The organism is Jannaschia sp. L-14R, from assembly GCF_056857695.1.
This window is the reverse complement of record NZ_JBSXNP010000007.1, coordinates 38410-57075: the sequence shown is the minus strand read 5'-3', so window position 1 is coordinate 57075 and position 18666 is coordinate 38410. Positions and strand designations below refer to the sequence as shown.

The window sequence follows — 18666 nt, the reverse complement described above, 5'->3', positions numbered from 1 at the left end:
CTTGCCGGAGACCCGATCATGCATGCCTTTCGCACCCACACCTGTGCCGGTCTGACCAAGGACGATGTGGGTGAAACCGTCCGTTTGTCGGGCTGGGTCCACCGTATTCGCGACCACGGCGGCATCCTGTTCATAGATCTGCGCGACCATTACGGGATGACGCAGGTCTTGTGTGACCCCGACAGCCCGGTGTTCGCGCAGATGGAAAAAGTGCGTGCCGAATGGTGCATCCGCATCGATGGCACGGTGAAGGCGCGCGACGCGGAACTGGTGAACCCCAAGATACCGACGGGCGAGATCGAGGTTTTCGTGCGCGATATGGAAGTGCTGGGCGCGGCGGACGAATTGCCGCTGATGGTGTTCGGCGATCAGGAATACCCCGAGGAGACGCGGCTGAAGTATCGCTTCCTCGACCTGCGTCGCGAACAGATGCAGAAGAACATGATCCTGCGTTCAAATGTGGTAAGATCGATCCGTAACCGTATGTGGGAAAAGGGTTTTCACGAATTTCAGACGCCGATCATCACGGCCTCGTCGCCGGAGGGCGCGCGGGACTTTATCGTGCCGTCGCGCCTGCATCCGGGCAAGGTTTATGCCCTGCCGCAGGCACCGCAGCAGTTCAAGCAGCTTCTGATGGTGTCGGGGTTCGACAAATACTTCCAGATCGCGCCCTGTTTCCGCGACGAGGACCCCCGTGCCGACCGCTCGCCCACCGACTTCTATCAGTTGGACATGGAGATGAGCTTCGTCTCGCAACAGGATGTTTTCGATACGATTCAGCCCGTGGTCGGCGGGCTGTTCGAGGAGTTCGGGGGCGGTCGCAAGGTCGATGCCGACTGGCCGCTGATTTCCTACAAGGATGCGGCGCTGAAATACGGCACCGACAAGCCGGACCTGCGCAACCCGATCGAGATGCAGGACGTGTCCGGGCATTTCAAAGGTTCGGGCTTCGCGATCTTCGCGTCTTTGCTGGAGAAAGAGGGTACCGAAATCCGCGCCATTCCCGCGCCGACCGGCGGGTCGCGCAAGTTCTGCGACCGGATGAACAAGTTCGCGCAGGAGCAGGGTTTGCCGGGGATGGGGTATATTTTCTGGCGTGATCAGGGCGACGGCTTGGAAGCCGCGGGTCCGTTGGCCAAGAACATCGGGCCCGAGCGGACCGAGGCGATCCGCCAGCAGCTTGGCCTCGGCGTCGGCGACGCCGCGTTCTTCCTCGGCGGCAAGGCCTCCGACTTCGAAGCCGTTGCGGGGCGAGCGCGCACCGTTATCGGCGAGGAACTGGGTCTGATCGACGAAGACCGCTTCGCCTTTGCGTGGATCGTCGACTTCCCGATGTACGAGCGCGACGACGACGGCAAGCTGGACTTCAGCCACAACCCGTTCTCCATGCCCCAAGGCGGAATGGAGGCGCTGGAAGGCAAGCCGGAGGACGTGCTGGGATATCAGTATGATCTGGCCTGCAACGGATATGAGTTGATTTCCGGCGCGATCCGGAACCACCGCCCGGAGATCATGTTCAAGGCGTTCGAACTGGCTGGATACGGCAAGGACGAGGTGGAAAAGCGGTTCGGCGGCATGGTCAAGGCATTCCGCTATGGCGCGCCACCCCACGGTGGCTGTGCGGCAGGCATCGACCGGATCGTGATGTTGCTGGCGGACGAGGCGAACATTCGCGAGGTCATCCTGTTCCCGATGAACCAGCGGGCCGAAGACCTGATGATGGGTGCCCCGTCCGAGCCGGTGGCCGGTCAGTTGATGGAGCTGGGCCTGCGGGTCGTCCCGAAGGACTGACGCAGGCTGGAACACAGGCGCGGCGGCCCCCCTGTGCAAGGGGAAGCCGCGCGCCTATCTTGCCGTCATGATCCCCACACTGGCCGCCATTCGCTTTGGAACCGGGTTGTCGCCCGACTTGCCCTCTCCGACCGGGGCCAACGCACTGTTGTCGCGCCTGGGCGGAGCGGACGAGATGCGGGCGGCCTTTCCGATTGAATCCTGGACGACACGGGCCATCGCCATCCGCGACCACGGGCGGCTGCGCCGGGCGCGCCGCGACAGCGATGCGGCGAACGAAGCGTATCGCGTCGCCGACCGCGCGTTGAACGATGGCTATCACCACGATTTGCGGCAGACGCTGTCGCGGGCCGCGATGACGCGCGACGGGATGCGCGAACGCCTGCACTGGTTCTGGGCCGGGCATTTCGCCGTGACCGAGGGGCGTGGCGCGTTGCGGCGCAATGTCGGATCATACCATGACGAGGCGATCCGACCCTATCTGACGGGCGATTTCGCCACGCTGCTGACGTCGGCGGTGACACATCCGGCGATGGTGTCCTATCTGGATCAGAACAAGTCGATGGGGCCGAATTCGCCGCGCGGGCGGCGGGGCGGCGGGCTGAACGAAAACCTCGCCCGCGAAGTGCTGGAACTGCATACGCTGGGCGTCGGGGCCGACTATACGCAAACCGACGTGCGGGAGTTGGCGGAGCTTCTGACGGGTCTTGATTTCGACAAGGCCGGGCAGGCACGCTTTACTCCGAACATGGCTGAGCCGGGGGCCGAAACCGTGCTGGGCCGCAGTTACGGTGGCGATCGCCCTAACCGGCACGATATCACCGCCGTTCTGCGCGATCTGGCGGTGCATCCGGCGACGGCGCGGCATCTGTCGGGCAAGCTGGCCGCGCATTTCGTGGCGGATGTGCCGCCGGGCGATCTGGTGGAGGCGATGGCTGCTACATGGCTGGCGACCAAGGGAAACCTGATGGCTGTCTATGGCGCGATGCTGGAGCACCCGGCCGCCTGGGTGCCGGAATTGCGCAAGGTGCGCCGACCGCTGGACATGATGGCGGCGGCATTGCGCGCGACGGGGGCGGGGTCCGCGCTGCCGGACCAGACGACGCGCCAGACCCGCAAGCGCCTGACCGAACCGCTGACTGCCATGGGTCAGCCCTGGCTGCGCCCTGCCGGGCCTGACGGCTGGCCCGAGGAAGCGGAGGCGTGGATCACCCCGCAGGCGCTGGCGGCGCGTCTGGAATGGACGATGGGGTTGGCGGGCCTTTTGAACCCGGTGCCGGACCCGCGTGCATTCGTGGTGCAGGCGCTGGGACCTCTGGCCGGGCCGCGCACGGTTTTCGCGGCACAAGCAGCCGAAGATCGGATTGCGGGCATAGAACTGGTTCTGTCGTCGCCGGAGTTTCAGCGGAGATGAGTGCGATGCCCGATGATCTGACACGTCGCCGGATGCTGTCTTTGCTGGGCTGTTCGGCGGCGGCGTTCCCGCTGGCCACGCCGATGGCCTTTGCCGCATTGCCGTCGGACAACCGGCTGGTCGTGATAATCCTGCGTGGTGCGATGGACGGGATGGACGCGCTGCAACCTTATGGCGACCCCGATTTGGAGCGGATGCGACCGGGGTTCGATATCGGGCCGGGGGCAGGGGCCGTGGACCTGACCGGATTTCACGCGCTGCATCCGGCGATGGCACCGCTGCTGCCCTTGTGGCGGGACGGGCACCTTGGGTTCGCGCAGGCGGTCAGCACCCCCTATCGGGGCAATCGCAGCCATTTCGACGCGCAGGACGTGCTGGAGGCGGGGACGGCGGGCGATGTTCCACCGCTGGCGGGGCGTGAGGGCTGGCTGAACCGTCTGCTGCCGCTGATGCCGGGGGCACAGGGACGGACGGCCTTTGCCGTGGGCCGGGACGAGATGCTGATCCTGCGCGGCCCGGCGGCGCATTCCAGTTGGGCACCGGATGCGCGGCTGGACATGGCCCCGGCGACGGCGGACCTGTTGCTGCACATTTATCAGGACGACGCGCTGTTTCGCGAAACGGCGACGGCTGCGCTGGGGCTGGCGCGGGCGACGGGAAACACCGAAGGGCGCGGAACGGATGCTCTGTTCGCCTTTGCCGCCGCGCAATTGCGGCAGGACGCACGGATCGCGGCGCTGAGCCTTGGCGGATGGGACAGTCATCGGGGGCAGGCGCGGCAAGTCACGCGGGGGCTGACGGCGCTGAGCGAAGGCGTGCTGCGGCTGAAGGCGGATCTGGGCCCGGAATGGGATCGCACGATGATCGTCGCTGTCACCGAATTCGGGCGCACGGCCTTCCAGAACGGCACGCAAGGCACCGATCACGGCACGGGCGGGACGATGATTCTGGCGGGCGGCGCGCTGAAGGGCGGACAGGTCTGGGGCGATTGGCCCGGTCTGGCCGAGGCGCAGCTTCTGGACCGGCGCGACCTGATGCCGACGCGGGATGTGCGGGCCTATCTGGCCTGGGCGCTGCACGGATTGTTCGGAACCGATCGGTCCGCGCTGGCATCGGTGGTTTTTCCGGGACTCGACCTTGGCCCGGACCCCGGCGTTCTGGCCTAGAGTGGCAATTGCATCTTCACGACCGGGAAGGACACACCGCCGCCGATGTCGGCGTCGATGTTCTGCACCGGCATGAAGCCCAGCCCGGCATAAAAAGACTGCGCCGTCGTTGTCGACAGGCACTCCAACCGATCCAGGCGGGTTGCCCGTGCCTCGGCGAGAACGTGTTTCATCAGGTGTGCGGCATGGCCCCGACGCAGATGGCGCGGGTCGGTGGCCACATGGCGCACATGTCCGACCGCATCCTCCTGAATTGCCGTCGGATAGCCGCGCGACCAGCCACCGACGCAGATCACCTCGCCGTTTTCCTCGATCAGGTGATAGGTGCCACTGGCCAGAAGGTCCGGATTGGACTTCGCAATCAGCGGATGCGCGGCGCGCAGAGTGGCGGCAGGATAGTCCCGCGCCAGCATCTTCGGATAGACACGCGACAGCAGCGCATCCACCGCCAGACGATCCGACGGGTCGGCAGGCCTGAGGGTCAGGGTAAGGGTCACAAGCAACCTCCATTGCAAAACAAAGAGAGGCCGTGCGGATAACCGCACGACCTCTCTCACATTCTCGCAAATAAGGTTAAGAAGCCCTTACTTGATTTTGCCTTCTTTATATTCGACGTGTTTCCGCGCAACGGGGTCATACTTCCGCACCGACATCTTCTCGGTCATGGTACGGGCATTCTTCTTCGTCACGTAGAAGTGGCCGGTGCCGGCCGAGGAATTCAGCCGGATCTTGATCGTGGTTGGCTTCGCCATCTGGGTGTCTCCTGCAACGGGTCGGGGCCGCGTGGTCGGGCCGCCGCTTAATCCGGAAGCTGCCTTCTAGCCGCTGGACGTGGGGTGTCAACCCGAAGCGGATGCCGGTTCGCGGTCCAGATCGACGACAATCAGATCGCCTTCCGGGGCCAGTTTCATCCGGACCTGACGCGTGTCATTCCGCTTCTGTGCATAGCTGAGGTCCAGTTTCAGAACGACCACACCTTCGATATGGACGCGGCGCAGGGCAGCCATCACGGCAGGACGCTCGGACGGGTGCCAGAAACTCGCAAAGGCCAACCCGTTCAGATCGTCCTTGTCGTCAAAACCGAGATCGCCGAGCAAAGCCGCGCCAAACACGGCGATACGACCATCGCAATGGATCAATCCACGTCGTGATTTTCGGGATTCGAGCAAATCGAGCGCAGCGTCAGAAAGGGCATCCGGCCCGGACAAGGATGGCAGAGGCGTCTGTTCCATCTGTTCCATCGCAAATCCCGACTTCCTTCATACCCCGATCCCTTAACAGGAAGAGCCGACACTGACCGTGTGGCAAGTCCGATGATGCGGATTCGTTAATAATCTTGAGAGCGTCGGCTTAATGTCGCCGATATCGGGTCAAAACAGGATGTGCGGGGAGCCTGTAAGCCGGATTCTGTTCCCCGGATCGCTCCGGTTCGACGACCATTCCTCTGGACCGCGAATCGCTTCGCGGCCTCCAGCTGCCAACCCGGACCCCTTCGGCAAAGCACCGATGCCCGAAGGCGCGGGGTCCCTATTTGGCATTGCTCCCGGTGGGGCTTGCCATGCGGGGAACGTTGCCGCCCCCCCGGTGGGCTCTTACCCCACCGTTTCACCCTGACCCCCGTCCATTGCAGAGCAATGTCGCGAAGGCGGTCTGTTCTCTGTGGCGCTATCCGTCGGGTTACCCCGCCCGGGCGTTACCCGGCACCGTCGCTTTGTGGAGTCCGGACTTTCCTCCCGCAAGGGTTTCCCCCCGCAGGCGGCCGTCCGGCCCCCCGCACAAGGGGCGGAGTATGCGGCAGCGCGAGCCGCGTCAACGAAAATGGCCGCACTGGAAAGATAGGCGATGACTCGAACACAAATATTCGGAAATAGAAGCGGATCAGGCCGGAAAGCGGCGGGCGAGATCCGCGGCCAGTCCCGCATCAATCGCGTCGAGGGGACCCTGCGCGCCGGGTCGGAATCGCAGGCGGAAGGCGGCCAGCAGCGTTTCGTCATCGACGGAGGATGTATAGCCGAAGGTGCGGGCGTGGCCGCGGAAAGCTTCGGGGTCGGCGGGCACTGACCTGGGCCAGACGGCAAAACCGCGGCGGGCAAGACGTTGCCAGTCGAACCGCTTGCCAGGATCGATCTTGCGGCCGGGGGCGCAGTCAGAATGACCGATAACGCCCTGGGGCGGGATGCCGTGTCGCGCCATCCGGTCGTGCAGGAGGGCTTCGAGAGCGTCCATTTGCGGGGCGGGAAACGGGGAGTGACCGTCGTTTGACAACTCAATGCCCAGCGAGCGGGAGTTCACGTCGTCCGATCCGCCCCACTGACCCGCACCTGCATGCCATGCCCGCCGGTCGTCGGGGACGAGCCGGGTGATATCGCCGCTTTCTCCGATGACGTAGTGGCAGGAGACCTCGGTTTCAGGATCGCACAGGCGCTTGATCGCCGGATTTGGGCCGCCCTGCATTGCCGTATAATGGATCAATATGAGGTCAGGTGCCGCCACACCCCCCTTGCGGGGACCGTGGTTCGGGCTGGGGCAGTCGCGAATGATAAGCGGGCTCACTGGCTCTGGACGAGGTCCCGCACGACCTGCGGATCCCAGGCGCAGGCGTTGCCGTCGCCATCGGGGTCGAGGCCGAGTTTGTCGCGGTCCGGTCCACCGGCGGCAAGGAAATCTTCCTGGGCGATGTCGTCGCTGCGGTAGTTTTGACATTTCACGGCCGCGGCCCGTTCCGAGGCGCGAAATCCGCGACGATAGGCTCCGCTCGTGCCGACGGGCCGCGACGGGCCGAGGGCGTAGGCGAAGATGTTCGGCCCGGTCGAGTCGGGGCGTTGCAACTCGGTCGGTGTGACCAGCTGATATCGCTGGCGCGCGGCGCGCAGGCGTTCGGCGTCGGCGGCCATGTCACGCTGTGCGGTGACGGCATTGAAATCCTGTTCACGGCTGATCGACGGATTATCACGGTCAAGGTTGAGATCGGTCGATGCCGTCGTGATCGTTTGCGGCAGCTGCGCGGGGGATGTCGTCGGGGATGTCGTTGCCGCCGGTCGACCAAGGGCCACGCGGGTCTGGCTGGCCAGGTCTTCGGCTTCGGACGGGGCGGCGGAGGCGACCGCGGTGCCGGGCGCGGGCGGGAGGACCGAGGCCTGCGGTCTCAACGGGGCTTGCCCGCTCAACTGTGCGTCGCGCCGCTGCGCAGCCTGTTCGGGCGTATCGAAGCCTACGCCGCGCGCGCCGCTTTCGGGCAGGGGCGGTTCGCACGCTGTAACAAGTGTCGCGGCCGCTAGGCCAACAATGATCCTGATCGTCCGCATGTCTGCCCCGACGTTTGTTTTGCGATCCCTACCACCACTTGGCGGGCTGCGCCACGAATCCGGCACGGTCTTCGAGGCATTGTGCGACATTCAGCAGGGCCCCTTCTTCCCAGGGCCGTCCGATGAGTTGCAGGCCCATCGGCAGGCCTCTGCGATCCTGTCCCGTCGGCACGGCAATGCCGGGCAGACCGGCCAGATTTACCGTCACGGTAAAAATGTCGTTGAGATACATCTGGATCGGATCGGCGTCGGTCATCGACCCCAGTTCGAACGCAGACGAGGGCGTGGCGGGCGTCAGGATGGCGTCGATGCCATCGGCGAAGACCGTCTCGAAGTCGCGTTTGATCAGGGCGCGAACCTTGCGGGCCCGGTTATAGTAGGCATCGTAGAAACCCGCCGACAGGACATAGGTGCCGATCATGACGCGGCGCTGCACCTCCGGCCCGAAGCCCTCGGCGCGGGTCTTTTCGTACATCTCGGTGATGCCGTCGCCGGGGCCTATGTCGGCACGGTGGCCGAAGCGCACGCCATCGTAGCGCGCCAGATTTGACGACGCCTCGGCCGGGGCGATGACGTAATAGGCGGGCAGGGCGTATTCGGTATGCGGCAGGCTGATGTCACGGATGATCGCACCGGCATCCCGCAGCATCTGGGTGCCTTGGCTCCAAAGCGTTTCGATTTCCTCGGGCATGCCGTCCATGCGGTATTCGCGCGGAATGCCGATGGTCTGGCCCTTGATGTCGCCGGTCAGCATCGCCTCGAAATCGGGCACGGCCAAGTCAGCAGAGGTGCTGTCCTTCGGGTCGTGCCCGGCCATGGCTTCCAGCATGATCGCGCAGTCACGCACGCTGCGGGTCATCGGCCCGGCCTGGTCCAGACTGCTGGCGAAGGCGACGACGCCCCAACGGGAACAACGACCGTAGGTCGGCTTGATGCCGACGGTGCCGGTGAAGGCCGCGGGTTGCCGGATCGACCCTCCGGTATCGGTGCCGAGCGCGCCCAGGCACAGATGCGCGGCGACGGCGGCGGCGGACCCGCCCGAGGATCCGCCGGGCGTCAGTTCCGCGTCGGAGTTTCCGGCCTTCCAGGGGTTCACGGCATTGCCGTAGGTCGAGGTCTCGTTCGAGCTGCCCATGGCGAATTCGTCCATGTTCAGCTTGCCCAGCATGATCGACCCCGCGTCGAACAATTGCGTCGTGATGGTGGATTCGTACTCCGGCTTGAAACCTTCCAGAATGTGCGATCCGGCCTGGGATGCCACGCCCTTGGTGCAGAACAGATCCTTCACCCCGATCGGAATGCCGCACATTGCGGGCGCGTCCCCGGCCTTGATCCGCGCATCGGCGTCGGCGGCCTGTTTGCGCGCAATCTCGGGGGTGTGGTGGACGAAGGCGTTCAGGGCACCGGCGCTTTCGATGGCGGTCAGATGCGCTTCGGTCAGGTCGATGGCACTGATGTCGCCGACGCGCAGGGCATCGCGGGCGGTGGAAATGGTCAGCTGTGTCAGATCGGTCATTCGACGACTTTCGGCACGGAGAAGAAGCCCTCGCGAGCGTCGGGCGCATTGGCAAGTACGGCCTTGGGCTGGTTGCCTTCAGTCACGATATCGGCGCGCCGCTTGAGCCTCATCGGTGTGACGGATACCATCGGTTCCACGCCGTCGACATCGACTTGCTGCAACTGCTCAATGAAGCCCAGAATGGCGTTGAATTCGCCCGCCAGTGCGTCGAGGTGGTCGTCAGGGACAGCAATGCGGGCCAACTTGGCCACGCGGCGCGCGGTTTCCTTGTCGATGGACATGGGACCTCCGGGGGAATGTTCGAGGGCGGTCTAGCGTCGGGCGCGTCGGGGTTCAATATGGGCTGCGTTCGCAGAGCGGGCCTTTCCAACGATTATGGCAGTGGTTTCGTCTGGAACAGCGTTACACGTAGCCCGCCGTGCGCGACCTGCGGTCCTGGTGACTCGAACGGCAGACCCGTGGCTTGCGCCAACGACGCCTCCGATGTGACGATAGCGACCCGCCAGCCGCGGAACCGCGATTTGAGAGATGCACCCAATGCACCGTGCAATCCATACAAAGGCTTCTTGTTTCCGATCCGTATGCCATACGGCGGGTTCACGATTACCAGTCCCGCAGGTCCCTCGGGCGGCTGGATGTCGCTGATAGGGCACTTCCTGAAGTCGACTAGTTCGCCCACCCCCGCCCGTTCCGCGTTTGCCCGCGCGGCAGTGAACGCGCCCGCGTCGCGGTCCGATCCGTGGAAACGCAGAGCGGTCGGTTTCGGACTGGACGCTACGCCAGACATGCTGGACCATGCTTGCGCGTCGAAAGTCGCAAGTTTTTGAAATGCGAAGTCTCTTGACCGTCCCGGCAACAGGCCTGCCGCGATTTCGGCGGCTTCGATCACGAAAGTTCCCGAACCGCACATCGGGTCCAACACTGGTTCCTGGCCCGAAAACCCGCTCTGCTTCAGAAACATCGCGGCCATGGTTTCCCGCAAGGGTGCCTTGCCGACTGCGACCTTGTGGCCACGCTTGTGAAGCCCCTCGCCAGAGGTATCGACGCTGAGAACGACCAGGTTGTCATCAATCCGCGCCTTGACCGTGACCGGAGCGTCCGCTGCGATTTTGACACCAAGTTCTTCGATGAGCGCCGTCTCGATCCGCTGCTGCGCGGCCCCGGCGTGATAGATCTTGGATTTGCGGTTGGTCGCCACCTCGACCCGCACCGGCACATCGGCACGTAACACGTTGCCCCATGGAAACTTGCGTGCCCGCTTATCCAGTTGCGCCAGATGAAAAGCCCGGAATTCGCCGATGCGGGCCAATACGCGACCCGTGCCGCGCAATGTCAGGTTGGCGCGCCAGACGTCAGGCCAGTCGCCTGTGAACGTCACGCCGCCGGGCAGGGTGGTCAGGCCTTCGAATCCCGCCGCCCGCGCTTCGTCCGCCAACACGGCTTCGAGGCCCGGTGCGGCCATCAGGAAAATTTCAAAGCTCATGTATGTCCCTAGCCGAGCCACCGGCCCTGCGGAACCGCAGATCGCCTGTCAGCCGTCGATGGCCAGGCCGGGATAGAGCGGTTCGTAGATCGGCTCCAGCGTTGCGGTGTCGAACAGCGAGGATACGGACGTGCCGTTCCAGATGTTCAGGATCGCCTGCGTGAGCATCGGGGCGGTCGGCACGATACGGATGTTCTTGCAGTCCTTGATGGCCTGCGTGGGTTCGATGGAATCGGTGATGACCAGCGATTTCATCTTCGAGTTTGTAATTCGCTCGACCGCAGGACCCGAGAGCACACCGTGAGTGATATAGGAGTGAACCTCCGTCGCGCCTGCATCGATCAGAACGTCCGCCGCCTTGCACAGTGTTCCGGCCGTGTCGCAGATGTCGTCGACGATGATGACCTTCTTGCCCGACACGTCGCCGATGACCGTCATTTCCGAGACTTCGCCCGCCTTTTCCCGTCGTTTGTCCACGATCGACAGCGGTGCGTTGATCCGTTGCGCCAATTCGCGCGCGCGGGCCACGCCGCCGACATCGGGCGAGACGATCATCACGTCGTCCATCTGGCCCTTGAAGTGGTGCATTATGTCGAGCGCGAAGATCGGGGAAGCATAAAGGTTATCGACCGGAATATCGAAAAAACCCTGAATCTGCGCGGCATGGAGGTCCATCGTCAGGACCCGTTCGATACCGGAGTTGGCAATCAGGTTGGCGACAAGCTTGGCGCTGATCGGGGTGCGGGCCTTGGTCCGGCGGTCCTGCCTGGCATAGCCGAAATACGGGATCACAGCAGTGATGCGCGATGCAGACGATCGGCGCAGTGCGTCAGATATGATCAGCAATTCCATCAGGTTGTCGTTAGCGGGGTTCGACGTGGACTGGATGATGAACATATCTTCGCCGCGCACGTTTTCGTAGACTTCGACGAAGATTTCCTGGTCGTTGAAGCGTTCGACCCGTGCGTCGACCAACCCCGTCTTGATCCCCCTGTGCAGCGACATGCGCCGCGAGATCGCCTGGGCCAATGGCCTGTTGGCGTTGCCGGAGATGATCTTCGGATCAGGGCTTGGCATCGACATTCCTCTCGAATCGTCCGGAGCACGTTGCGCAGGGGTTAGCACCGGGCTAGCCGTTCTTCCAACCATTGGAGAACGGCCTGATGCAGATCGACTACTACTTCTCGACGATTTCACCTTTCACCTATCTGTCCGGCACCCGCCCGGCCCAGGTGGCGGCCAAGCACGGGGCTTCGCTGAACTATAAACCACTGGACATCATGGGACTGTTCGGGCGCACCGGGGGCACGCCGCCCAAGGATCGCCATGAAAACCGCAAAGCCTATCGTCTGACGGAAATGCGGCGTGCGGCGGCCAAACTGGAGATGCCGATCAATCTGCAACCTGCGCACTGGCCGACCAACGCTGCACCTTCCTCCTATGCGATCATCGCCGCTGTCCGTGACGGCTCGGGCGATGTGGCCGACCTGGTGGCAGGACTGACGCGCGCCTGCTGGGCCGAGGAAAAGGATATCGCCCAGGACGAGGTGATCGGCGATTGTCTTGCCGCCGCCGGCTTCGACCGTACGCTGGTCGATCACGACATGATGCAGGGGGCCGAGACCTATGCTCGAAACCTCGAAGATGCTGTCAAGGCCGGGGCCTTCGGCGCGCCGTTCTTCATCGTGGGAGAGGAACCGTTCTGGGGACAGGATCGGATCGATGATCTGGACGCCTATCTTGCTGCGGTTTGACCATAGTGGGAGGCCATCATCTTGACTCGTAACGTGCTGGGCCTGCATTGCAGTCTGGCGTCAGGTGCGGTTTTCGAGGCGCTGAGGGACGTTTTGCCAGAGGTCCTGTTTCACTGTCCGGATCTGCCAGGTCACGGCACGTCAGGGGGCTGGGACGAACTTCAGGACTTTCAGACGCAAGCTCTTGACCTTGCTATGGAGGCTGCGCCCAACGGGCGGTTCGACGTGCTGGGTCACAGTTTCGGCGGCTGCCTTGCCCTGCGTCTTCTGGCAGATCACCCCGAGCGGGTGCGAAGTCTCGTCCTGATCGAGCCTGTGAAGTTCGCGGCCGCCGATGCCGCGGAGCTGGAGGACCATTGGCTGGAGATGACGAGATTCGATGTGGCTATGGCGCGGGGCGACCATGTGAAAGCCGCGCGCATGTTCATGGAGGTCTGGGGCGACGGCACAGATTTCGATGATCTGAGCGATCTGCAGCGCGCTTACGTCATCGACCGGATCCCCCTGATTCCCGCGATGGCACCCAGTATTACCGAAGACATCCACGACGTATTGAACCGGCTTCCGGCGGGCAGGCCACCGACCCTGATCGTGGCGCGCCACAATCCGCCCGATATCGTCCGGTCGATTTGCGATGGCCTACAGCGACACATGCCACAGGCGAGACAGGCCCGAACGGGCAGGGGTCACATGATACCCCTTACCGACACGGGCGATTTGGCACAGGTAGTGCGGGATTTCTGGAGAGATGCGGAAGCAATGGACGACGCGGAGTAGGATGGACGCAGCCCGGTTCTTCGACTCTGCTGTCGGAGTTCTGGAATCGTCGGGCCTGACGGGCATCCGCCTGCGGTGGCTGCCTTTGTGGCTGGTCGGGCCGACCCCTTTCGGGATCGACCCTGTGGTGAACCATGGCAACCGTCGAACATGTATTCCCGAGGACCTGTATATACAGGTGGGCGCCGGGTAACGCAGCCAGGACCGCGACAGAGCCAGCTCCCTCGGAATTGCTTAAGGCCACTGGAATTATGTCCGGATGACGGGAAGCACAGAAGCACCGTATCTATCAGATAGGCTTGCGCTGGTGTGCGGGCAAGGGCAATGCCCCGCGATGGCTTAGCTGGACTTTTGTTCACCTTTCATTCACATGTCGCCTGATGACGCCCGAGATCCTCCAACCCGGTCAGTTGCTGGCCCGCGGTGTATGCCGACATCTGCGCGATCTCGATTTCACCTGCCTGGAGGAGTTTTCGCCCGAACGCGGCAAGCGGCTGGACGTCATGGCCCTGGGACCGAAGGGCGAATTCTGGATTGTCGAGTGTAAATCCAGCCGCGCCGATTTTACGGCCGATGCGAAATGGTCGGGCTATCTGGAATGGTCGGATCGGTATTTCTGGGCCGTGGATCCCGAGTTTCCGGTCGATCTCCTGCCGCACGACACAGGCCTGATCATCGCCGATTCCTTCGGGGCCGAAGTCGTCCGCATGCCCGACGCGACGCCCCTGGCTTCGGCCCGCCGCCGCGCCCTTACGTTCCGGTTCGCACGTTGCGCGGCGCTGCGGATGCAGGCGCTGCGTGACCCAATGGGGCTGCTATGAAAAATCAGCGTTTGCTGGCCGCGATGGCGGCGGCGGCGCGGATTTCTTCAGCGATCTCGAGCGCGTCCTCGGGGTCGAAATCCATCGGAATTTCCACACTGCCGGATTCGATGAACAGGCGCACCATTCCCTGATCGGTCGGTGCAATCTGCAGATTGGCCTCGGCGTCGGATTGATCGTTGATACCCATGTGCCGATCTCTAGACAGACCGTTGCATCCGCGCAAGGCTGCCGCCATGGCCACGGACATCCTCTCGACCGACTTCATTCAACTGCGTGATCTGCATCCCGGCGATGCGGGCTGGGTCGTGCAGCGCCATGGCGAACTATATTGGGTCGATGAAGGCTATGACATCCGGTTCGAGGGGCTGGTTGCCGGTATACTGGCGAATTTCATCAAAGAGCGTGGCCCGAAAGATCGCGCATGGATTGCGGTCGACGGACAGGGCACTCGGCAGGGCTGCGTCTTCTGTGTCTGGCCGGACGATGCGACGGCCAAGTTGCGGATGTTTCTGGTAGAACCGGCGATGCGAGGCAGCGGCTGGCGCAGAGGTTGCTGGACGCAGTGGTGGACTGCGCGCGGTTGGGCGGCGCGACAAAGCTGGTCCTCTGGACTCATGAAAGCCACCGGGCGGCCGGCAGGCTCTATGCACGCAACGGCTTTGAATTGCTCGATGAAAAGCCGGTCGAGGCCTTCGGTCAACCCACGAAGGAACAGAATTGGGCGCTGACCCTCTGACCTCTCCACGACCCTTGCACCCCGGCGTCAGCTTCGCTAAATCGCCCGCAGTGCCGCCGTAGCTCAGTAGGTTAGAGCGCCTGATTGTGGATCAGGAGGTCCCCCGTTCGAGCCGGGGCGGTGGTACCACTCCCAAAGCGACGATCTCTATTGCAGATCCCCGAACGCCTTTTGCATGCGCGCGACTGCCTTTTCGATGTTCGCGCGCGGTGTGGCGATGTTGAACCGCAGGAAACTCTCGCCGCCCTTTCCAAAGGTCGACCCATGGTTCGCGGCGATATGTGCACCCTGTTCGGTGCGGTGAGTGAACTCTTCCCGCGACATGCCGGTGCCTGAAAAATCCACCCAGGACAGAAAGGTCGACTGTAACGGCACGGATTTCAGGCCCGGAATCGCATTGATCCCTGCGTCAAACAGTTTGCGGTTACCGTCCAGGTAATCGATCAGCGCATCCAGCCATTCAGCCCCCTCGGTTGAGTAGGCGGCGGTGGCCATGAACAGCCCGAAGGAATTGGGTGATATTCCGAATGCGCCCATTTTTCTGGCAAACTGCGCCCGCAGCTTTTCGTCGTGGACGATCACGTTACCGACATGCGACCCGGCGATATTGAAGGTCTTCGTGGTAGCGGTCATCATCACGAGGCGGTCCGAGATGCCGTCGATATGCGCCATGGGAATATGCGTATTGCCGGGATAGACCACGTCGTGGTGAATCTCGTCCGCGATCAGGATCAGGTCGTGGCGGCGCGCGAAGGCGGCATATCCTTCCAACTCCTCGCGCGACCAGACCCGTCCATTCGGATTGTGTGGCGAGCACAGGATCATCAGCTTGGCACCCGTACCTTCGACCACCTTGTCCCAGGCATCGAAATCGCAGGTATATTGCGTGCCGTCGAACGGCAGTTCGCATTCCACGACCCGGCGGTCGTTGGCTTTGATCACCCTTGCGAACGCATGATAGACAGGTGTGAAAAGAACCACGCCATCACCCGGATCGGTCCATGTGTCGACGCAGAGCGCCGCGCCGTTGACCAGGCCATGGGTCGAAAAGATGGCGGACGGATCGACCTTCCACCCGTGCCGCGTCTTCATCCACCAGCAGATTGCGTCAAGATACGGTCCGTCGTCGCCGAAATAGCCGAAAATACCATGATCGACCTGCCGCTGCACTGCATCGATGACGACTTGGGGCGGACGGAAATCCATATCGGCGACCCACATTGCAAGGCCGTCATCACCTGGCACGCCATAGATGTCCTCCATCATATCCCACTTGGAACAATGCGTGCCGCGCCTGTCGATGACCTGGTCGAAACGGTCATCGATCTGGGTAAGTCGGGGGTCGGCGTTCATGGAAATCTCTCCTTGGCTTGATCGGACCCTAGACCACGCGGTCGCGGTTGCAAGGCGCGGGTTGCACGACTATCTGGGCAGCCGATGAAACGTCCGATTTTGATCCACCCCGACCCTCGTCTGAAGCAGGTCGCCGCCGCCGTGTCCGATCTGTCGGACGAACGGCGCGCTCTCGCTGCCGACCTGCTGGAGACGATGTACGACGCGCCCGGCATCGGTCTGGCTGCACCGCAGGTGGGGGTGGCGGAGCGTCTGATCGTCGTGGATTGCGTCAAGGACGAGGGCATAGCACCTCGCCCGCTGATCATGTTCAACCCCGAAATCATTGCCGCCTCGGATCGCACATCGGTTTACGAGGAAGGCTGCCTGTCGATTCCCGAGCAATATGGCGAAGTCACCCGCCCCGCCGAAGTCACCGTGCGCTGGATCGACGAGACCGGGGCGGAACGGTCGGAGGATATGGAAGGTCTTTGGGCAACCTGTGTGCAGCACGAGATCGATCACTTGGACGGCAAGCTGTTCATCGACTACCTTGGCCCGATGAAACGTCAGTTGATCACGCGGCGGATGGTGAAGCTGAAGCGCGAACTCGCGCGTGGATAAGATGTGCGCGCGGCCCGGAGCGGTAGATTGATTCTGCCGATCCTCCTGTCTCCCGACCCGGTTCTGAATGTGCGGTGCACCCCGGTCGTCGGCGACCGGACCGATCTTGCCCGCGACATGCTGGACACGATGTATGCCGCGCCGGGACGCGGGTTGGCCGGTCCGCAGGTGGGGGTTACGGAACGGATTTTCGTGATGGACGCGACGTGGAAAGAAGGTCTGCCCGATCCGCGCGTTTTCGTGAACCCGGAGATCACAGCGCGGGAGGGCGCGCAGGTGAATACCGAAGGCTGCCTGTCGATCCCGGACATGCCGCGCCGCATTGCCCGACCGGCGAGTGTCACGCTTGCGTTCGATGGGGTGAAAGGCCGCCGGTCCGAAGTGTTCACGGGCATGGCCGCCGCCTGTATCTGTCACGAGATGGATCATCTGGATGGAATTCTGATCACTGACCTGCCGGAAGCGCCCGAATGACGCATCGCCCGTTCCTGCGCTGGCCTGACGCGCGTTTGACAAAGCCTGCGCGGCCGGTGGATGCGGTAACGGACGAAACCCGCGCGATCTGGAACGAGATGATCGCCGCCATGCGTGCGATGCCGGGCGTCGGACTTGCCGCGCCGCAGCTTGGCATTCCGCAGCGCCTTGCGGTGGTGGACGCGGATGACGGGTTTGGCGTCACGCGTCTGGCCAACCCGCGCATCCTTCATGCCAGCGGGGACCTGCGCGAACACGACGAAGCATCGCCTAACCTTCCTGGGGTATCGGCCAAGGTGAAGCGTCCGCGCGCCGTGACGGTTGCCTATCTGGACGAGACTGGGACGGCGCGGGAAGAGGATTTTGTTCTGCTGCGCGCAACGTCTGTGCAGCATCAGATCGATCATCTGGACGGCAAGCTGTATTTTCACCGTCTGTCGAAACTCAAGCGGGACATGCTTCTGCGAAAGGCGTCGAAATGCGCGTAATCTTCATGGGCACGCCCGATTTTTCGGTGCCGGTACTGGACGCACTGGTGGAGGCGGGACATGAGATCGCCGCAGTCTATTCGCAACCGCCGCGTCCGGCAGGTCGGGGCAAGAAAGACCGTCCATCGCCAGTGCAGACGCGGGCCGAGGCGCTGGGCTTCGAAGTCCGCACGCCGAAATCGCTTAAAGACGAAGCCGCGCAGGCGGAGTTCGCAGCCTTTCAGGCCGATATCGCCGTGGTCGTGGCATACGGTTTGATCCTGCCGCAAAACGTCCTCGACGCCCCGGCAAAGGGTTGCATCAATGTCCATGCATCCCTGTTGCCGCGATGGCGCGGGGCAGCTCCGATCCACCGCGCGGTTATGGCGGGCGACGACCGGACAGGTGTCTGCATCATGCAGATGGAGGCAGGGCTGGATACCGGGCCAGTCCTGCTGCGCGAGGGCACGGATATCGCCCCGACCGACACCACGGGCGACCTGCACGACCGTCTGTCGGCGATGGGCGCGCGGCTGGCAGTGCAGGTTGTTGCGCAGGTGGACCGCCTGTCGCCCGTGGCGCAACCCAGGGAGGGCGTGACCTATGCCGCCAAGATCGACAAGGCCGAGGCGCGCGCCGATCCGGCCTGGGACGCCCAAACACTTGTGCGGCATATAAATGGTCTGTCGCCCGTTCCAGGTGCCTGGGTCGAGCATGGCGGCACAAGACTGAAGTTGTTGCGCGGTCGGGTGGCCGATGAGCTTGATGAGTTCGATGTCGAACCGGGAACGCTTCTCGATATGCCCGGCCTGATCGTTGCCGCCGGGCAGGGGGCGGTTGAGTTATTGCAGGTTCAGCCTGCAGGCAGGGGGCCGGTCTCCGGCACCGCATTCCGCAATGGCGCACGACTCAAGCCCGGTGACACCCTGATGGACTGACAGGGTTTCCCGCAGCTTCATCGTCGGTTTGTGCTGACCCGACAATTCGGCCACTAAGGGGG

At 63.3% G+C, this 18666-nt stretch carries 22 protein-coding genes, 1 tRNA gene and 1 other RNA gene; 12 read left to right on the top strand and 12 right to left on the bottom strand.

Translation table 11 applies throughout. The features are described from left to right. Positions 1 to 18: 18 nt before the first annotated feature. The 3 genes from aspS to AC13C2_RS01950 all read left to right on the top strand — a co-directional run bounded on the left by aspS (position 19) and on the right by AC13C2_RS01950 (position 4371). Entirely contained in the window at positions 19 to 1791 is a 1773-nt protein-coding gene (gene aspS, locus AC13C2_RS01960; protein ID WP_482885777.1) for an aspartate--tRNA ligase, read from the top strand. Between the two features lie 67 nt (positions 1792 to 1858). Then, positions 1859 to 3205: a DUF1800 domain-containing protein gene (locus AC13C2_RS01955; protein ID WP_482885776.1), complete on the top strand. Its 1347-nt coding sequence runs from the start codon at positions 1859 to 1861 to the stop codon at positions 3203 to 3205. A gap of 5 nt (positions 3206 to 3210) precedes the next feature. After that, a complete protein-coding gene (locus AC13C2_RS01950; RefSeq protein WP_482885775.1) occupies positions 3211 to 4371 on the top strand; it encodes a DUF1501 domain-containing protein in 1161 nt (386 codons plus the stop codon). Here the strand turns inward: AC13C2_RS01950 and AC13C2_RS01945 are convergent. The 10 genes from AC13C2_RS01945 to AC13C2_RS01900 form a co-directional block, all read right to left on the bottom strand. Beyond that, a complete protein-coding gene (locus AC13C2_RS01945; RefSeq protein WP_482885774.1) occupies positions 4368 to 4868 on the bottom strand; it encodes a GNAT family N-acetyltransferase in 501 nt (166 codons plus the stop codon). The genes AC13C2_RS01950 and AC13C2_RS01945 overlap by 4 nt on opposite strands. Before the next feature lie 87 nt (positions 4869 to 4955). Continuing rightward, positions 4956 to 5123 (bottom strand): 50S ribosomal protein L33, encoded by a 168-nt coding sequence (gene rpmG / locus AC13C2_RS01940; RefSeq protein WP_028958297.1) that lies wholly within the window; start codon positions 5121 to 5123, stop codon positions 4956 to 4958. Positions 5124 to 5210: 87 nt separating this feature from the next. After that, on the bottom strand, positions 5211 to 5603 hold the full coding sequence (locus AC13C2_RS01935; RefSeq protein ID WP_482885773.1) for a hypothetical protein: 393 nt from the start codon (positions 5601 to 5603) through the stop codon (positions 5211 to 5213). Positions 5604 to 5751: 148 nt separating this feature from the next. Continuing rightward, an RNA gene (gene rnpB / locus AC13C2_RS01930) (RNase P RNA component class A) lies at positions 5752 to 6146 on the bottom strand. Between the two features lie 103 nt (positions 6147 to 6249). Further along, positions 6250 to 6909 (bottom strand): N-acetylmuramoyl-L-alanine amidase, encoded by a 660-nt coding sequence (locus tag AC13C2_RS01925; RefSeq protein WP_482885881.1) that lies wholly within the window; start codon positions 6907 to 6909, stop codon positions 6250 to 6252. Between the two features lie 11 nt (positions 6910 to 6920). After that, on the bottom strand, positions 6921 to 7676 hold the full coding sequence (locus AC13C2_RS01920; protein WP_482885772.1) for a hypothetical protein: 756 nt from the start codon (positions 7674 to 7676) through the stop codon (positions 6921 to 6923). Positions 7677 to 7704: 28 nt separating this feature from the next. Beyond that, complete coding sequence (gatA, locus tag AC13C2_RS01915) at positions 7705 to 9192, bottom strand: Asp-tRNA(Asn)/Glu-tRNA(Gln) amidotransferase subunit GatA (RefSeq protein ID WP_482885771.1); 1488 nt, start codon at positions 9190 to 9192, stop codon at positions 7705 to 7707. Then, the gene (gatC, locus tag AC13C2_RS01910) at positions 9189 to 9476 is read right to left on the bottom strand and encodes an Asp-tRNA(Asn)/Glu-tRNA(Gln) amidotransferase subunit GatC (RefSeq protein ID WP_339645013.1); all 288 of its coding nucleotides are present in this window, start codon (positions 9474 to 9476) and stop codon (positions 9189 to 9191) included. Before gatC ends, gatA begins: the two co-directional genes overlap by 4 nt. A gap of 92 nt (positions 9477 to 9568) precedes the next feature. Beyond that, complete coding sequence (locus AC13C2_RS01905; RefSeq protein WP_482885770.1) at positions 9569 to 10678, bottom strand: THUMP domain-containing class I SAM-dependent RNA methyltransferase; 1110 nt, start codon at positions 10676 to 10678, stop codon at positions 9569 to 9571. Positions 10679 to 10726: 48 nt separating this feature from the next. Then, a complete protein-coding gene (locus AC13C2_RS01900; protein WP_424337909.1) occupies positions 10727 to 11755 on the bottom strand; it encodes a ribose-phosphate pyrophosphokinase in 1029 nt (342 codons plus the stop codon). A gap of 83 nt (positions 11756 to 11838) precedes the next feature. Between AC13C2_RS01900 and AC13C2_RS01895 the strand changes: the two genes are divergently transcribed. The 3 genes from AC13C2_RS01895 to AC13C2_RS01885 all read left to right on the top strand — a co-directional run bounded on the left by AC13C2_RS01895 (position 11839) and on the right by AC13C2_RS01885 (position 14030). Next, positions 11839 to 12432 (top strand): DsbA family protein, encoded by a 594-nt coding sequence (locus tag AC13C2_RS01895; protein WP_474522614.1) that lies wholly within the window; start codon positions 11839 to 11841, stop codon positions 12430 to 12432. A 21-nt stretch (positions 12433 to 12453) separates the two neighbouring features. Then, the gene (locus AC13C2_RS01890) at positions 12454 to 13209 is read left to right on the top strand and encodes an alpha/beta fold hydrolase (protein WP_482885769.1); all 756 of its coding nucleotides are present in this window, start codon (positions 12454 to 12456) and stop codon (positions 13207 to 13209) included. A 380-nt stretch (positions 13210 to 13589) separates the two neighbouring features. Beyond that, the gene (locus tag AC13C2_RS01885; RefSeq protein WP_482885767.1) at positions 13590 to 14030 is read left to right on the top strand and encodes an MmcB family DNA repair protein; all 441 of its coding nucleotides are present in this window, start codon (positions 13590 to 13592) and stop codon (positions 14028 to 14030) included. Between the two features lie 4 nt (positions 14031 to 14034). Here the strand turns inward: AC13C2_RS01885 and AC13C2_RS01880 are convergent, their stop codons facing one another. Beyond that, a complete protein-coding gene (locus AC13C2_RS01880) occupies positions 14035 to 14220 on the bottom strand; it encodes a DUF6324 family protein (RefSeq protein WP_092760915.1) in 186 nt (61 codons plus the stop codon). Positions 14221 to 14454: 234 nt separating this feature from the next. On the opposite strand from AC13C2_RS01880, the gene AC13C2_RS01875 reads away from it, so the two are divergent. Further along, a complete protein-coding gene (locus AC13C2_RS01875) occupies positions 14455 to 14769 on the top strand; it encodes a GNAT family N-acetyltransferase (protein ID WP_482885766.1) in 315 nt (104 codons plus the stop codon). 52 nt (positions 14770 to 14821) lie between these two features. Beyond that, positions 14822 to 14898: transfer RNA gene (locus tag AC13C2_RS01870), tRNA-His, on the top strand. Between the two features lie 18 nt (positions 14899 to 14916). Here AC13C2_RS01870 and AC13C2_RS01865 read toward each other — a convergent pair. Further along, positions 14917 to 16122 (bottom strand): MalY/PatB family protein, encoded by a 1206-nt coding sequence (locus AC13C2_RS01865; protein ID WP_482885765.1) that lies wholly within the window; start codon positions 16120 to 16122, stop codon positions 14917 to 14919. A gap of 84 nt (positions 16123 to 16206) precedes the next feature. Here AC13C2_RS01865 and def (AC13C2_RS01860) point away from each other — a divergent pair, with 84 nt between their 5' ends. From def (AC13C2_RS01860) to fmt, 4 genes are read left to right on the top strand one after another with little or no spacing between them, the layout of a single operon-like run. Then, positions 16207 to 16725 carry a peptide deformylase gene (def, locus tag AC13C2_RS01860; protein WP_424337468.1) on the top strand — a complete coding sequence of 173 codons (519 nt, stop codon included), beginning with the start codon at positions 16207 to 16209 and terminating at the stop codon, positions 16723 to 16725. A gap of 27 nt (positions 16726 to 16752) precedes the next feature. Next, positions 16753 to 17199 carry a peptide deformylase gene (locus tag AC13C2_RS01855; protein WP_482885764.1) on the top strand — a complete coding sequence of 149 codons (447 nt, stop codon included), beginning with the start codon at positions 16753 to 16755 and terminating at the stop codon, positions 17197 to 17199. Beyond that, entirely contained in the window at positions 17196 to 17687 is a 492-nt protein-coding gene (def, locus tag AC13C2_RS01850) for a peptide deformylase (RefSeq protein WP_424337469.1), read from the top strand. The genes AC13C2_RS01855 and def (AC13C2_RS01850) overlap by 4 nt, the downstream gene beginning before the upstream one ends. Next, entirely contained in the window at positions 17678 to 18604 is a 927-nt protein-coding gene (gene fmt / locus AC13C2_RS01845) for a methionyl-tRNA formyltransferase (RefSeq protein ID WP_482885763.1), read from the top strand. Before def (AC13C2_RS01850) ends, fmt begins: the two co-directional genes overlap by 10 nt. Positions 18605 to 18666: the final 62 nt, after the last annotated feature.

Excerpts from the sequence above, each read along its gene's own strand:
- aspS (WP_482885777.1), top strand. The coding sequence starts at position 19 with ATGCATGCCTTTCGCACCCACACCTGTGCCGGTCTGACCAAGGACGAT.
- AC13C2_RS01955 (WP_482885776.1), top strand. The coding sequence starts at position 1,859 with ATGATCCCCACACTGGCCGCCATTCGCTTTGGAACCGGGTTGTCGCCC.
- AC13C2_RS01950 (WP_482885775.1), top strand. The coding sequence starts at position 3,211 with ATGCCCGATGATCTGACACGTCGCCGGATGCTGTCTTTGCTGGGCTGT.
- rpmG (WP_028958297.1), bottom strand. The coding sequence starts at position 5,123 with ATGGCGAAGCCAACCACGATCAAGATCCGGCTGAATTCCTCGGCCGGC.
- AC13C2_RS01935 (WP_482885773.1), bottom strand. The coding sequence starts at position 5,603 with ATGGAACAGACGCCTCTGCCATCCTTGTCCGGGCCGGATGCCCTTTCT.
- AC13C2_RS01920 (WP_482885772.1), bottom strand. The coding sequence starts at position 7,676 with ATGCGGACGATCAGGATCATTGTTGGCCTAGCGGCCGCGACACTTGTT.
- gatA (WP_482885771.1), bottom strand. The coding sequence starts at position 9,192 with ATGACCGATCTGACACAGCTGACCATTTCCACCGCCCGCGATGCCCTG.
- gatC (WP_339645013.1), bottom strand. The coding sequence starts at position 9,476 with ATGTCCATCGACAAGGAAACCGCGCGCCGCGTGGCCAAGTTGGCCCGC.
- AC13C2_RS01905 (WP_482885770.1), bottom strand. The coding sequence starts at position 10,678 with ATGAGCTTTGAAATTTTCCTGATGGCCGCACCGGGCCTCGAAGCCGTG.
- AC13C2_RS01900 (WP_424337909.1), bottom strand. The coding sequence starts at position 11,755 with ATGCCAAGCCCTGATCCGAAGATCATCTCCGGCAACGCCAACAGGCCA.
- AC13C2_RS01885 (WP_482885767.1), top strand. The coding sequence starts at position 13,590 with ATGACGCCCGAGATCCTCCAACCCGGTCAGTTGCTGGCCCGCGGTGTA.
- AC13C2_RS01880 (WP_092760915.1), bottom strand. The coding sequence starts at position 14,220 with ATGGGTATCAACGATCAATCCGACGCCGAGGCCAATCTGCAGATTGCA.
- AC13C2_RS01875 (WP_482885766.1), top strand. The coding sequence starts at position 14,455 with ATGGATTGCGGTCGACGGACAGGGCACTCGGCAGGGCTGCGTCTTCTG.
- AC13C2_RS01865 (WP_482885765.1), bottom strand. The coding sequence starts at position 16,122 with ATGAACGCCGACCCCCGACTTACCCAGATCGATGACCGTTTCGACCAG.
- def (WP_424337468.1), top strand. The coding sequence starts at position 16,207 with ATGAAACGTCCGATTTTGATCCACCCCGACCCTCGTCTGAAGCAGGTC.
- def (WP_424337469.1), top strand. The coding sequence starts at position 17,196 with ATGACGCATCGCCCGTTCCTGCGCTGGCCTGACGCGCGTTTGACAAAG.
- fmt (WP_482885763.1), top strand. The coding sequence starts at position 17,678 with ATGCGCGTAATCTTCATGGGCACGCCCGATTTTTCGGTGCCGGTACTG.